This is a genomic window from Streptomyces sp. CNQ329, assembly GCF_000482585.1.
Window position 1 is genome coordinate 1 of sequence record NZ_AXVU01000006.1, and the last position, 13,376, is coordinate 13,376.

The 13,376-nt window shown below is 71.8% G+C and carries 12 protein-coding genes; 6 read left to right on the plus strand and 6 right to left on the minus strand.

Annotated elements, in window-relative coordinates:
- Nucleotides 1–636: 636 nt before the first annotated feature.
- Nucleotides 637–2,106, minus strand: coding sequence for an NCS2 family permease (locus I003_RS0105270; RefSeq protein ID WP_027770553.1), 1,470 nt, complete (start codon nucleotides 2,104–2,106; stop codon nucleotides 637–639).
- Between the two features lie 81 nt (nucleotides 2,107–2,187).
- On the opposite strand from I003_RS0105270, the gene I003_RS0105275 reads away from it, so the two are divergent.
- The 3 genes from I003_RS0105275 (at nucleotide 2,188) to thpR (ending at nucleotide 5,662) form a co-directional block, all read left to right on the plus strand.
- Nucleotides 2,188–2,454 carry a DUF2530 domain-containing protein gene (locus I003_RS0105275; RefSeq protein ID WP_027770554.1) on the plus strand — a complete coding sequence of 89 codons (267 nt, stop codon included), beginning with the start codon at nucleotides 2,188–2,190 and terminating at the stop codon, nucleotides 2,452–2,454.
- A gap of 10 nt (nucleotides 2,455–2,464) precedes the next feature.
- Nucleotides 2,465–4,978: a cation-translocating P-type ATPase gene (locus I003_RS0105280; protein WP_027770555.1), complete on the plus strand. Its 2,514-nt coding sequence runs from the start codon at nucleotides 2,465–2,467 to the stop codon at nucleotides 4,976–4,978.
- Between the two features lie 87 nt (nucleotides 4,979–5,065).
- A complete protein-coding gene (gene thpR, locus I003_RS0105285) occupies nucleotides 5,066–5,662 on the plus strand; it encodes an RNA 2',3'-cyclic phosphodiesterase (protein WP_027770556.1) in 597 nt (198 codons plus the stop codon).
- 8 nt (nucleotides 5,663–5,670) lie between these two features.
- Here thpR and I003_RS0105290 read toward each other — a convergent pair whose 3' ends face one another.
- Together I003_RS0105290 and I003_RS0105300 are read right to left on the minus strand one after the other, a co-directional pair.
- Complete coding sequence (locus I003_RS0105290; protein WP_027770557.1) at nucleotides 5,671–6,261, minus strand: Uma2 family endonuclease; 591 nt, start codon at nucleotides 6,259–6,261, stop codon at nucleotides 5,671–5,673.
- 249 nt (nucleotides 6,262–6,510) lie between these two features.
- Nucleotides 6,511–7,494, minus strand: coding sequence for an aldo/keto reductase (locus I003_RS0105300; protein WP_027770558.1), 984 nt, complete (start codon nucleotides 7,492–7,494; stop codon nucleotides 6,511–6,513).
- A gap of 133 nt (nucleotides 7,495–7,627) precedes the next feature.
- Between I003_RS0105300 and I003_RS0105305 the strand changes: the two genes are divergently transcribed.
- Nucleotides 7,628–8,632, plus strand: coding sequence for a hypothetical protein (locus tag I003_RS0105305; RefSeq protein ID WP_027770559.1), 1,005 nt, complete (start codon nucleotides 7,628–7,630; stop codon nucleotides 8,630–8,632).
- 191 nt (nucleotides 8,633–8,823) lie between these two features.
- Here the strand turns inward: I003_RS0105305 and I003_RS31505 are convergent, their stop codons facing one another.
- Nucleotides 8,824–9,621, minus strand: coding sequence for a TetR/AcrR family transcriptional regulator C-terminal domain-containing protein (locus tag I003_RS31505; protein ID WP_051368099.1), 798 nt, complete (start codon nucleotides 9,619–9,621; stop codon nucleotides 8,824–8,826).
- Between the two features lie 133 nt (nucleotides 9,622–9,754).
- Between I003_RS31505 and I003_RS0105315 the strand changes: the two genes are divergently transcribed.
- Together I003_RS0105315 and I003_RS0105320 are read left to right on the plus strand one after the other, a co-directional pair.
- Entirely contained in the window at nucleotides 9,755–10,804 is a 1,050-nt protein-coding gene (locus I003_RS0105315; protein WP_106966253.1) for an ATP-binding cassette domain-containing protein, read from the plus strand.
- On the plus strand, nucleotides 10,801–11,661 hold the full coding sequence (locus I003_RS0105320) for an ABC transporter permease (protein WP_027770561.1): 861 nt from the start codon (nucleotides 10,801–10,803) through the stop codon (nucleotides 11,659–11,661). The genes I003_RS0105315 and I003_RS0105320 overlap by 4 nt, the downstream gene beginning before the upstream one ends.
- A gap of 78 nt (nucleotides 11,662–11,739) precedes the next feature.
- On the opposite strand, the gene serC is transcribed toward I003_RS0105320, so the two are convergent.
- Nucleotides 11,740–12,858, minus strand: a complete 1,119-nt coding sequence (gene serC / locus I003_RS0105325; RefSeq protein WP_027770562.1) for a phosphoserine transaminase — start codon at nucleotides 12,856–12,858, stop codon at nucleotides 11,740–11,742.
- Between the two features lie 134 nt (nucleotides 12,859–12,992).
- Nucleotides 12,993–13,367: a hypothetical protein gene (locus I003_RS34145; RefSeq protein WP_078563759.1), complete on the minus strand. Its 375-nt coding sequence runs from the start codon at nucleotides 13,365–13,367 to the stop codon at nucleotides 12,993–12,995.
- Between the last annotated feature and the right edge of the window lie 9 nt (nucleotides 13,368–13,376).

Consider the following 13,376-nt stretch of genomic DNA (forward strand, 5'->3'; position numbering starts at 1 on the left):
GGGGCGAAGCCCCATCGCGCAGCGACGCCCCCGCAGCGAAGCGGAGGGGGCGCCCTTGACGCCGGACGCAGGCCCGACAATCAAAGAGCGGGGTGGCCCGGGGGGAGCCCTCACGACACCGCCCCACCCCGACGGCGGGACCCCCGTGCCCGGCCTGCCGTATGGCACCGTCCGCTCCGACGGCGGGACCCCCGTGCCCGGCCTGCCGTATGGCACCGCCCACCCCGACACGGACCCCACCGGCACCGCCTCCCTCACGGACGGGCGCGCACCCCGACACGGGCACTCCGGAACACCGGTCCGCTCGGCGAACCAAGGGCCCGCCCCGGGCGCGTACCCCCGCACTCGCCTCACGCATACGACGCACCAGTCGTCGACACCCGTGACCCGGGCTCACTGTCAGACCGGGCGCATACCCTTGGGCGGGTGTGAGGGCGAGGCGTGCGGACGGTCTCGGCGGCGGCCTCGGCCGCGAAGAGGATCGCGGCCACCGGCCGCGAAGAGATTCGCGGCCGCCGGCCGCTGCAAGCGAGCCGCCGCCTGGACGACCACGATTCCGGCGCCCGCCATCAAGAGCGACCCGGAGCGTACTCGTCGGAGCCGGTACTCGATGCCGCCATGCGGTCCCGCCGGACGTCAGCCGAGGCCCAGCCAGCGTTCGAGGGGATCCAGGGCGAAGTAGACGACGAACACCGCCGACGTCACCCACAGCGCCGGGCGGACGCTGCCCGGGCGGCCGATCGCCGTGCGGAGCAGGGTGTGGGCCAGGAATCCCATGCCGATGCCGGCCGTGATGCTGAAGCTGAAGGGCATCAGGATGATCGTCAGGAAGGCCGGGGCCGCGATCGTGGGGTCGGACCAGTCGATGCCGCGGATGTTGGACGACAGGATCAGGTAGCCGACCGCCACCAGCGCCGGCGTCGCCGCCTGGGAGGGGACGATCGTCACCAGCGGGGTGAAGACCAGAGCCAGCAGGAACAGCGCGCCCGTGACGAGGTTCGCCAGGCCCGTACGGGCTCCCTCGCCGACGCCCGCCGTGGACTCGGCGAAGGCCGTGCTCGCCGAGGCGGAGGCGGCGCCGCCGAGGGCGACGGCGGCACCGTCGGCCATGAGGACCCGGTTCATCTCGGGAAGGCGGCCGTTCTCGTCGAGGAGGCGGGCCTCCTCGGTGACGCCGAGGATCGTGCCCATCGCGTCGAAGAAGCCGGACAGCAGCACGGTGAAGACGAAGAGACAGCCCGTCAGGATCCCCGCCTCGCGGAAGCCGCCGAAGAGGCTCGCCTCGCCCAGCAGGCCGAAGTGGGGGGCCTCGACGACGTGGTCGGGGATCACCGGGGCCGTCAGGCCCCACGCCCCGTCCGGGACGTCGGCGAGCGCGTGGATGATCACCGCGAGCACCGTCATCGTCACGATGCTGACGAGGATCGCGCCCCGGAAGCGGCGGGCCAGCAGGACGAAGGTCAGCGCCAGGCCCAGCACGAAGACCAGCACGGGCCACCCCTTCAGGTGACCCGCGGTGCCCAGGGTGAGTGGGACGGTGGTGTGCGCCGAGTCGGGGTTGCGGGTGACGAAGCCCGCGTCGACCAGGCCGACGAGGGCGATGAAGAGGCCGATGCCGATCACGATGGCCTTGCGGAGGCCGTCGGGGATCGCCGACATCACCCGCTCCCGCAGCCCCGTCGCCACCAGCAGCATGATGATCAGCCCTGCCAGCACCACCATGCCCATCGCGTCCGCCCACGACATCTCCGGCGCGAGCTGGAGCGACACCACGGCGTTGATGCCCAGGCCCGCGGCGCAGGCGACGGGGACGTTGCCGATGACGCCCATGAGCAGTGTGGTCACCGCCGCGACCAGCACGGTGGCCGTGACCAGCTCGCCGTGGTCGAGCTTGTGGCCAAACTTGTCCGTCGCCGAACCCAGGATGATCGGGTTCAGCACGATGATGTACGCCATGGCGAAGAAGGTCGCCAGCCCGCCCCGCAGCTCCTGGGTGACCGACGAGCCGCGGCGCGAGAGGTGGAAGAAGGAATCGAGGGGGGAGGAGGGCCGGGGCGGGGGCCCGTCCCCGGGGCCCGTGCCGGCGGTCTTCGAGGCGGGGGGCATGCGCGACCTTCGGGCTGAGCGGCGGCCGGACTTCGGCGCCCACTCAGTATGCCGCCGTGCGCGGGCCCGTACCCTGGTGACATGGGCAAGAAGGCGTACAGGCATCCGGCGCCGGAGCCGTTCGAGGGCGACATCATGGCGGTGACCGTGGGCGGCACCGTGCTGTGGACGGTGCTCTTCCTCGTCCAGTTGCCGTTCCTCGGCCGGCTGGACGACCAGGACCGCCTGTGGTGGCTGTGGACCTGTCTCGCGGGTGCCGGCCTCGGTCTCGTCGGCATCTGGTACGTACGCCGCCGCGAGGCGGCCCTCGCCCGGGGCGGGCGCGCAGGCGACCGGTCGAACACGTAACGTCGTACGCATGACGCAGCGGGTCGAGACGGCCGCCGACGGCGGCGAGGGGCCGGTGCCAGGCGGTGGGCCGGGCGGGGCGGTAGGCGGGAAACCGGGCGGGACGGGGGGTACGGGCGGGAAGACGGGCGGGGAACCGGGCGGGACGGGGCCAAACGGGGCGGCTGCGGCGGGCGTTGCGCGGCGGCACGACGGGCTCACCGCCGCCGAGGTCGCCGAGCGCGTGGCCCGCGGCGAGGTCAACGACGTACCCGTACGCTCCTCCCGCTCCGCCGGGGACATCGTCCGCGCCAACGTCTTCACCCGCTTCAACGCCATCATCGGTGTCCTGTGGATCATCATGCTGGCCGTCGCGCCCTTCCAGGACACCCTCTTCGGCTTCGTGATCCTCGCGAACACCGGCATCGGCATCATCCAGGAGCTGCGCGCCAAGAAGACGCTCGACAGCCTCGCCGTCATCGGCGAGGCCAAGCCGCGGGTGCGCCGCGACGGCCGCACCGTCGAGATCCCCACCGCCGGGATCGTCCTCGGCGACCTCGTCGAGCTGGGCCCCGGCGACAAGGTCGTCGTCGACGGCGAGGTGCTGGAATCCGAGAGCCTGGAGATCGACGAGTCCCTGCTCACCGGCGAGGCCGACCCCGTCGTCAAGCAGCCCGGCGACAGGGTCCTCTCCGGCAGCTTCGTCGTCGCCGGCGGCGGCGCCTTCACGGCGACGAAGGTGGGACGCGAGGCGTACGCCGCGCAGCTGGCCGAGGAGGCGTCGCGCTTCACGCTCGTCCACTCCGAGCTGCGCAGCGGCATCAGCACGATCCTCAAGTACGTGACGTACATGATGATCCCGGCCGCCATCGGCCTGGTCATCAGCCAGCTCGTGGTCGAGAACGAGGGCCTGCGGGACGCCATCCGCCGCATGGTCGGCGGCATCGTGCCGATGGTGCCCGAGGGGCTGGTGCTGCTGACCTCGGTGGCGTTCGCGATAGGCGTCATCCGGCTCGGCCGCAAGCAGTGCCTCGTGCAGGAGCTGCCCGCGATCGAAGGGCTCGCGCGGGTCGACGTCGTCTTCCTCGACAAGACCGGCACCCTCACCGAGGGCGGCATGGACGTCACCGAGCTGCGGCCCCTGCGCGGCGCGACAGAGGCGGACGTGCGGCGGGTGCTGGGCGCCCTCGGCTCGTCCGACCCGCGGCCGAACGCCAGCCTGCAGGCCCTCATCGAGACGTACCCGGACACCGGGGAGCTGAGCTGCACGGGCTCGCTGCCGTTCTCCTCGGCGCGCAAGTACAGCGGGGCGTCGTTCAGCGGCGCCGGCACCGGTGCGGGCACGTGGCTGCTGGGCGCCCCCGACGTGCTGCTGCCGGCCGGTGACTCCTCCCTCGCCGAGATCGACGACCTGAACGCGCAGGGCCTGCGCGTCCTGCTGCTCGCCCGCGCCGTGCGGGAGCTGGACGACCCGGAGGTGGCGCGCGGCGTCGAACCGGCCGCGCTGGTCGTGCTGGAGCAGCGGCTGCGTCCGGACGCCGCCGACACTCTCGGTTACTTCGCCGAGGAGCGGGTCGAGACGAAGATCATTTCGGGCGACAACGCGGTGTCCGTGGGCGCGGTGGCCGCGAAGCTCGGCATGCCGGGCGCGGACCGTACCGTCGACGCGCGCACGCTGCCGGCGGACCGCGACGAGATGGCCGCCGTCCTCGACGACAACGCGGTCTTCGGCCGCGTCAACCCGCAGCAGAAGCGCGACATGGTCGCCGCGCTGAAGTCCCGCGGCCACGACGTGGCGATGACCGGCGACGGCGTCAACGACGTGCTGGCGCTGAAGGACGCGGACATCGGCGTGTCCATGGGCTCGGGCTCGGAGGCGTCCAAGGCCGTCGCGCAGATCGTGCTGCTGAACAACAGCTTCTCCACCCTCCCCTCGGTCGTCGCCGAGGGCCGCAGGGTCATCGGCAACATCGAGCGGGTCGCGAACCTGTTCCTGGTCAAGACGGTCTACTCGGTGCTGCTCGCGCTGCTGGTCGTCGCCACGCAGGTGCCGTACCCGTTCCTGCCGCGGCATCTGACGCTGCTGTCGACGCTGACGATCGGCGTGCCGGCGTTCTTCCTCGCGCTGGCGCCGAACAAGGAGCGGGCGCGGCCGAACTTCGTGCGCCGGGTGATGCGGTACGCGATCCCGGCGGGGCTGATCGCGGGGACGGCGACGTTCGTGACGTACATGCTGGCGCGGTCGCACTACTCGGGGCACGGCGCGCTGGACGCGGAGACGTCGGCGGCGACGCTGACGCTGTTCCTGATCGCGATGTGGGTGCTGGTGATCATCGCGCGGCCGTACACGTGGTGGCGGGTGGGACTGGTCGCGACGATGGCGCTGGGGTTCGTGATCGTGCTGATCACGCCCTGGTTGCAGGACTTCTTCGCGCTGAAGCTGGTGGGTGCGCAGATGCCGTGGACGGCGGTGGGGATCGCCGTGGCGGCGTCCGTGCTGCTGGAGTTCGCGTGGCGGTGGGTGACGCGCCGCTTCCCGGACTGAGGTGGTGGTGCGGGTGACCCGGGTCGTTCGCGGAGGCTGCCCGGTGCGGGGCGGCTGCGGTGAGGCGGTCCCGGTGAGGAGGCCCCGGTGAAGCTCTTCGCCGCCGTGGTCCCGCCCGCGGACGTGCTGGGGGAACTGACGGAAACGGTGAAACGGCTGCGGAGGCTGCCCGGTGCGGGACGGCTGCGCTGGGTGCCGCCGGAAGGGTGGCACATCACCGTCGCGTTCTACGGGGAGGTGCCGGCGGGCTCCGTCCCGGAGCTGGGCGAGCGGCTGGCGCGGGCGGCGGCGCGGCGACGGGGGCCGGTGCGGCTGGGACTGGCGGGCGGCGGACGGGTCTCGGACACGGTGCTGTGGACGGAGGCGGTGGGGAACGCCGAGGAGCTGGGCCGCCTGGCGGCGGGCGCGGTGGCGGCGGGGCGGCGCACGCGGGGGATGCCGCAGGCGCCGGGACGCGGCGCGGAGCGCCGGTACCGCCCGCACCTGACCCTGGCGCGCCAGCGCCACGGCGGCGGCACGGACCTGACCCCGTTCACGTACGCCCTGCGGGACTTCACCACCCCGCAACGTGAGATCCCCGCCCTCACCCTGATCCGCAGCCACCCCCCGCCCCCGGGCCACCTCGGCGCCCAGCCCGACTACGAACCCCTGGCCACCTGGCCTCTGGGCCGCAGCGGGACATAGCCGGAGGCTCAGTCGCGGGGGAACTCGCCGGTCGCCAGCTTGAGCCCGACGGGGGTATTGGTGAGATCGATGTCGACACCGAAGTCGAGGGTCGTCTCGACGCGGTACTCTCCGTCCTCGGGCAGCAGGTGCAGGTGGCACTTGGCGGTGTACGGATCGACGATCAGGTAGACCGGCACACCTGCGGTGGCGTAGGCGTCCTTCTTCGGCCCGTAGTCGTTGGCAGCGGTTGCCTTGGAGATCACCTCGCCGACGAACTCCACGTCCTGAGGGCGCCAGCGTCCCTTGTCGTCGGGTTCACCGCCCTTCGCCATTGCGGCGATGTCGCAGGCGAAGCCGTTGAGGTGCCCGGGAAAGTCGATGCGGACATCGGATGCGGTCCGCGTGACAGGGTACTGGGCGCGAATCTGATCGTAGATGAGCGCAATGATCACCCAGTGCTTCTGCCGCTGCGGCGACATGTAGATGTTCCCCTCGACGATCTCAATCTTGTATCCCTCGGGGACGGGCATCCGCTCCAGCCACTCGAACATCATGTCGAGGGTGAGCTCGTCGCTCTCGTCGGCCATCTCGATCCTGTCGGTCTCCACGACGGTCATCGTGCCGCTCCTCCCCGCTGCCGCCCGAACGCCGCAGCCGGTAGTGCAACGATACTCACGGTCAGCCGTCACGGTTCGTTACCGCACGCCCGGGCCCGCCGCCCCGCGGGGAGCGGCGGGCCCGTAAGCTCGTACGCGTGAACGCCAAGACCCGCATCCGCGTCGTCAGCGCCACGCTCGTGCTGATCTTCGCCGTCGTCGCCCTCGCCGCCGCCTTCGGCGGCTGAGGCGGCCCGGCCTACCCGACGCTCACCAGGCGAACGCCTCCGGTGACGGTCCCGTGCCCGGGAAGATCTCGTCGAGCGACGCCAGCAGCTCGTCCGACAGCGTCAGGTCCGGCGCCGGCAGCGCCGAGGTGAGCTGCTCCATCGTGCGCGGGCCCACGATCGGGCCCGTGACGCCCGGGCGCGTCAGCAGCCAGGCGAGCGCCACCTCCGCCGGGTCCAGGCCGTGCTCGGCGACCAGGTCCTCGTACGCCTGCACCTGCTCGCGCACGTCACCGCGCGCCAGCGTTGCCGCGGACCGCGCGCCGCCGCCCTCGCGCTCCTTGCGCAGCGCGCCGCCGAGCAGCCCGCCGCCCAGCGGGGACCACGGGATGACGCCGAGGCCGTAGCTCTCGGCGGCCGGGATGACCTCCATTTCGGCCCGCCGCTCATGCAGGTTGTACAGGCACTGCTCGCTCACCAGACCCAGCGAGTTGCGCCGCCGTGCCGCCTCGTTGGCCTGCGCGATGTGCCAGCCGGCGTGGTTGGACGAGCCGGCGTAGAGGATCTTGCCCTGCTGGACGAGGACGTCGACGGCCTGCCAGATCTCCTCCCACGGCGTGTGCCGGTCCACGTGGTGGAACTGGTAGAGGTCGATGTGGTCCGTCTGCAGCCGCGTGAGGCTGGCGTCGACCGCGCGGCGGATGTTGACCGCCGAGAGCCGGTCGTGGTTGGGCCAGGTGGTGGCGGGGTCCGCGCCCATCGATCCGTAGACCTTGGTGGCGAGGACGACCTTCTCGCGGCGCCCGCCGCCCTGCGCGAACCAGGAGCCGACGATCTGCTCGGTACGGCCCTTGTTCTCGCCCCAGCCGTACACGTTGGCGGTGTCGAAGAAGTTGATGCCCGCGTCGAGGGCGGCGTCCATGATCGCGTGGCTCGCGGCCTCGTCGGCGTGCGGCCCGAAGTTCATGGTGCCGAGCACGAGCCGGCTGACCTTGAGTCCCGTACGTCCCAACTGCGTATACCTCATGAGGATCAAGCCAAGTGCTTCGAGCGCGCTCGAAGCAAGTACCTCTGCGCGCCCGGCACGAACGCATCGGGTCCGCGTACCGGCCCGCCTACCGGTCCCCGCACCGGTGGGCGTGCATGGCAGGCTTGGCGGCATGCGCGCCCACCGCCTGCCGACCGCCGCCGCCCTCCTCACCGCGGCGGCGGTGGCGACCTCCGCCGCGTACGCCCCGCCCGCCGCGGCGCAGGACGACGTGATACTCACCGACCCCCGTATCACCGAGTCCAGCGGCCTGGCCGCCAGCCGGCAGCACGACGACGTGTACTGGACGCACAACGACTCCGACGACGGCCCGTACCTCTACGCCGTCGACGGCAAGACCGGCAGGACGCTGGCCACGATCACGCTGCGCGGCATAGGGGAACCGCGCGACGTCGAGGCCGTCTCCCTCGGGCCCGGCAACCAGCTCTACGTCGGCGACATCGGCGACAACATGGACGGCTCCTGGTCGTACGTGTGGATCTACCGCTTCCCCGAGCCGAAGCAGCTCAAGGACGCGACCGTGGACGCCGTCCAGTACGAGGCGCAGTACGAGGACGGGCCGCGCGACGCGGAGGCGCTGATGGTGCATCCGAAGACGGGGCGCGTGTACGTCGTGAGCAAGAAGAAGGACGGGGGCGCGGCGATGTACGCCGGACCGGAGGAGCTGTCGACGGCGTCGATGAACATCTTCCGGCGGGTCGCGCCGATCAACCTGTGGGTGACGGACGGGGCGTTCTCGCCGGACGGCACGCGGATGGCGCTGCGCAGTTACTTCGGCGGCCGGATGTACCGCTTCGAGAACGGCAAGCCGGAGGAGGACGGGCGGCTGGACGTGCCGGTGCAGAAGCAGGGTGAGTCGATGACGTACACGGCGGACGGGTCGGCGATCGTGTTCGGGAGCGAGGGGGAGCAGAGCGACCTGATCTGGCGTGAGGCCGAGGGGGGCGACTCGTCGTCGGACGGGCCGGGCGGCTCGGACGGGCGGGGGGACGGCGCGGGCGCAGCCGGCGACGACGGGGAGCGCAACCCGGTGACGGCGGTGCTGCTGGTGGCCGGGGGCATCGGCGCCGTGCTGCTGCTGCGCCGTGCGCTGGCGCGGCGCCCGCGACCGCACTGAGCGGGATGCCGGGGCAGGCGAGCAGTTGGGCAGTCGGGCAGCCGGGTGCGGCTGCCGCCCGTACGGAGACCGTTTGTCGGTGGGGCGGCCTACCCTGGGGCGGGTGTGAGGGGGACGGACGTGCGGCGGCCGGGCGGGGTACGCGGCTGAACGGGACGACGCGAACCCGACCCTCCCGGGCCGTCCGCCCCTCAGACCGTCTCCCCCTCGCGGCACTCGCGTCCGTCCGCCCCGTCGAAGACCGGCGCCGCCTGCTGCGGCGGAGTCCACCCCGCCCCGCGGCGGCGTTCGAGCAGCACCTCCAGCCCGTCGAGCATCCGGTCTATCGCGAACATGAACGTCTCCTCGCCCAGGGCGGAGAAGGAGTCCTCGGCCAGTCCGGCGATCCTCGGATAGCGTCCGGAGGCCATCGCCGACTCCAGCGCCGGTGACTGCGCCTCCCAGAACTCCTGGTCGCTGATCCCGGTCCGCGCCTCCGCCTGCTTGGCGTTGACGTGCACCCGGGCGAGGCCGGCGGCGGTGCAGTCCAGCGAGCTGATGAAGCCGACCTTCTCCTGGTCGGTGAGGAGCAGCCCGTCGAAGCCGCTGAGGGCGAGCTCGAAGGCGTCGAGGCCGTTGGGGCCGAGCACGGGGCGGCCCTGGTCGACGTGGAGCAGCCACGGGTGCTCCAGATAGTGCTCCCACATGGAGCGGGCCAGCTCGCGCACCTGCTCCCGCCAGGTCGGCCGGCTCCGGAAGCGCTCGACGTCCTGCGGTTCGACCGAGCCGACCCCGTCGAGCATCAGGTCGAGCAACTCGGCCTTGCCGGGCACGTGCCGGTACAGCGACATGGTGCCCACGCCCAGACACCCGGCGATCTTGCGCATCGAGACCGCCTCCAGCCCCTCGGCGTCCGCGATGCGGATCGCGGTGAAGACGATCCGGTCCACCGAGATGCCGGGCTTCGGACCGCGCTTGCCGCGCTCCTCGATACCCCAGAGCAGGGCCATGCTGCGGCTGAGGTCGCCGCTGCCGCTGTGTTCCGTTGCCGCCATACGACCGAGTCTAGCTGCGGACTTGCGAACTGCGTACGGCGTATGCGTAAATGAGTACGGCGTACTCAGATAGGGGAGGAAGAGCGTGATGGCAAGCTCGGCCGACGCCGTCGTGGCGGACGGCGTGCAGAAGCGCTACGGGGAGAAGCGGGCCCTCGCCGGATTCGACCTGACCGTGCCGTACGGCACGGTCTACGGCCTGCTCGGCCCCAACGGGGCCGGCAAGACGACCGCGGTGCGGATCCTGTCCACCCTCATCCGCCTGGACGGGGGACAAGCCCGCGTCGGCGGGCACGACGTGATGAAGGAGCCGGTCAAGGTGCGCCGGCGGATCGGCCTCGCCGGGCAGTACGCGGCGGTGGACGAGGTGCTGACCGGCCGGCAGAACCTGGAGATGTTCGCCCGGCTGTTCCACCTCGGCTCCCGGCGCGCCCGTGAGCGCGCGGCGGAGCTGCTGGAGCAGTTCGGGCTGACCGACGCCGCGGACAAGGGCGCCAAGGAGTACAGCGGCGGCATGCGGCGCCGGCTGGACCTGGCGTCGAGCATGATCCTCGCGCCGGACGTGCTGTTCATGGACGAGCCGACGACCGGTCTGGACCCGCGCAGCCGCGGCGAGGTCTGGGAAGCGGTGCGGGACCTGGTGGCCGCCGGCACCACGGTGCTGCTGACGACGCAGTATCTGGACGAGGCCGACAAGCTCGCCGACCGCATCGCCGTCATCGACGACGGCCGGACGATCGCGGACGACACCCCGGCCGCGCTCAAGAACACGGTCGGCGGCGACCGTATCGAGGTCGTCGTCGGCTCGGCGGAGGAGATCCCGGACGCGGTGAAGGCCGTCGCCCGCGTCTCCGCCGCGGACCCGGCCATCGACCTGGAGGAGCTGCGGGTGCACGGCGCGGTCACGGACCGGGTCGCGGCGCTGACGGAGGTGGCCCGCACGCTGCAGGACGAGGGGGTCGCGGTGGACGACATAGCGTTGCGGCGGCCCACGCTCGACGACGTCTTCCTCAGCCTGACCGGCCACACCGCGGCGGACGCGGAGGCATCGGAGAGCACCGGCGGAAACGAGAGCACCGGCAGGAAAGAGCGCTCCGGCAGGAAGGCCGGCAGGAAAGAGGAGGCCCCGGCCGCATGAGCACCCCCGTCACCGAAACCGCCGCGGGGCAGAAGAAGCCCCGCCCCCCGGCGGCCGAGCAGGCTCCCGGCGGAGCGCTGAAGTGGGCGTTCGCCGACTGCTGGACCGTCGTACGCCGCGGCCTGCTGCACTACCGCCGGCAGCCGTCGAACATCGCCTGGCAGCTCGGCTTCCCGGTCGTCTCCGTGCTGCTGTTCGTGTACGTCTTCGGCAGCGCGATGGAGGGCGGCGCGGGCGCCTACAAGTCGTACGCGATGCCCGGCATGTTCGCGATGACCATGGCCTTCGGGTTCATGAACACCGCCATGCTGATCGCCATCGACAAGGAACACGGCATCACCGACCGCTTCCGCTCCATGCCGATGTCCCCCTCCGCCGTCGTCAGCGGCCGGGGCGTCTCCGACCTCATCGGCGCGGCGCTGGACCTGGCGGTGATGACCGCGATCGCGCTGGTCATCGGCTGGCGCTCGGACGGCACGGCGCTGGAGGCGGCGGCGGCCTTCGGGCTGCTGCTGTGGCTGCGCTTCGCGCTCATCTGGGTCGGGGTGGTGCTCGGCCTGCTCACGCCCAACCAGGAGGCGGCGGGAAACCTGTTCGCGGTGGCGTTCCCGTTCGGCATGGTCTCCAGCGTCTTCGCGTCACCCGCGGACATGCCGGGCTGGCTGGGCGCCATAGCGATGTGGAACCCGGTGTCCTCCACGGCCAACGCGGTGCGCGAGCTGTTCGGCAACCCGGGGCGGCTGGGCGATTCGTGGATCGAGCAGCACGCGATGCTGATGGCGGTGGTGTGGCCGGTGGTGATCACGGCGGTGTTCCTGCCGCTGGCGGTCCGGAAGTACCAGCGGCTGTCGCACTGAGCGGGCCCTCACGCGGGACTCGTACGCCACGGGCCCGGCGCGCGGACGCGCCGGGCCCGTGGCGGGGACGAACCGGTGTCAGATCCGCTCGACGACGTAGTCGATGCAGCGGGTCAGCGCCTCGACGTCGGCGGGGTCGACCGCGGGGTACATCGCGACCCGGAGCTGGTTGCGGCCGAGCTTGCGGTACGGCTCGGTGTCCACGATGCCGTTGGCGCGCAGCGTCTTGGCCACGGCGGCGGCGTCCACGTCGTCGGAGAAGTCGATCGTGCCCACGACCTGCGACCGCTGCGCCGCGTCGGCGACGAACGGGGTGGCGGCCTTCGCCTCCTCGGCCCAGTTGTAGAGCGTACGGGCGGAGGTGGCGGTACGCCGCACGGCCCAGTCCAGACCGCCCTGCCCGTTCAGCCAGTCGAGCTGGTCGGCGAGGAGGAAGAGGGTCGCGAGGGCGGGGGTGTTGTACGTCTGGTTCTTCCGCGAGTTGTCGATCGCCGTGGGCAGCGAGAAGAACTCCGGCACGTGCCGCCCGGAGGCGTGCACCCGCGCGGCCCGCTCCAGCGCGGCCGGCGAGAACGCCGCGATCCACAGCCCGCCGTCGGCGGCGAAGGACTTCTGCGGAGCGAAGTAGTACACGTCGGTCTCCGCCACGTCCACCGGCAGCCCGCCGGCCCCGGACGTCGCGTCGACGAGCACCAGCGCCCCGTCGTCGGCCCCCTCGACCCGGCGCACCGGCATGGCGACACCGGTGGACGTCTCGTTGTGCGTCAGCGCGTACACGTCGACCCCGGCCTCGGCCCGCGCCTCGGGGTGCGTCCCGGGCTCCGACGCCACGACGGTCGGCTCCTCCAGCCACGGGGCGAGCTTGGCGGCCTTGGCGAACTTCGAGGAGAACTCACCGAAGGACAGATGCTGCGACTTGCGCTCGATCAGCCCGTGGGTGGCGATATCCCAGAACGCGGTCGACCCCCCGTTACCGAGGACCACCTCGTACCCCTCGGGCAGCGAGAACAGCTCACGCACGCCGTCACGCACCCGCCCGACCAGATCCCGCACGGGAGCCTGCCGGTGGGACGTACCGAGAAGGGAGGAACCGGTGGCGGCCAGGGCCTCAAGCGCCTCGGTCCGCACCTTGGACGGGCCCGACCCGAAGCGTCCGTCGGCGGGCTTGATGTCAGCGGGAATCTCGATCTCAGCCACGCCCGAAGCCTACGGCGTGCCCCGGCCGGGACGACTCGGCAGTCCACGGTCTGAGACGAGAACACCCACGTGGTGGGCAGGGTGAGAAGCCACTGTGCCGGCGCTCAGGGCCGTGGCCCGGGACGGCCGACCGCTCAGTCGGCGTCGGCGTTCTCTTCGATCTGCGTACGGGAGGCTCCCTCGGGAACGCTGACGGCGAAGGAGTAGGAATCGTCACAGAAGATGAGTTCCACATCGGACGGCACCAGCTTCCGGTACCAAGCTGCGAACTCCGCGGCCGGCCCGAGAGGACCGTCCAGGTAGATGCATGTCCCGTCGATGTGAGACCGGCCCTCGATTTCGCCCTCACTGTTTCGGTATGTCCACGTGACGTCGCGGACCTCGCGACGCGTCGAGTCTCCACTGCTGACCGCCAGGGTGGCAGTCGGCCAGTCGGCCTCCAGCCGCCGCGCCAGTTCGTCGCGGGGGACGTGAAACGTCTTGCTGTCGAATACGGCGAGGAATGTCACGTTTTGCTC

What these genes read in the sequence shown, in the direction of transcription:
- I003_RS31505 (WP_051368099.1), bottom strand. Translation starts at nt 9,621, where the DNA reads ATGGCCCTGCTCTGGGGTATCGAGGAGCGCGGCAAGCGCGGTCCGAAG.
- I003_RS0105320 (WP_027770561.1), top strand. Translation starts at nt 10,801, where the DNA reads ATGAGCACCCCCGTCACCGAAACCGCCGCGGGGCAGAAGAAGCCCCGC.
- I003_RS0105300 (WP_027770558.1), bottom strand. Translation starts at nt 7,494, where the DNA reads ATGAGGTATACGCAGTTGGGACGTACGGGACTCAAGGTCAGCCGGCTC.
- I003_RS0105315 (WP_106966253.1), top strand. Translation starts at nt 9,755, where the DNA reads ATGGCAAGCTCGGCCGACGCCGTCGTGGCGGACGGCGTGCAGAAGCGC.
- I003_RS0105280 (WP_027770555.1), top strand. Translation starts at nt 2,465, where the DNA reads ATGACGCAGCGGGTCGAGACGGCCGCCGACGGCGGCGAGGGGCCGGTG.
- I003_RS0105270 (WP_027770553.1), bottom strand. Translation starts at nt 2,106, where the DNA reads ATGCCCCCCGCCTCGAAGACCGCCGGCACGGGCCCCGGGGACGGGCCC.
- I003_RS0105275 (WP_027770554.1), top strand. Translation starts at nt 2,188, where the DNA reads ATGGGCAAGAAGGCGTACAGGCATCCGGCGCCGGAGCCGTTCGAGGGC.
- I003_RS0105290 (WP_027770557.1), bottom strand. Translation starts at nt 6,261, where the DNA reads ATGACCGTCGTGGAGACCGACAGGATCGAGATGGCCGACGAGAGCGAC.
- I003_RS0105305 (WP_027770559.1), top strand. Translation starts at nt 7,628, where the DNA reads ATGCGCGCCCACCGCCTGCCGACCGCCGCCGCCCTCCTCACCGCGGCG.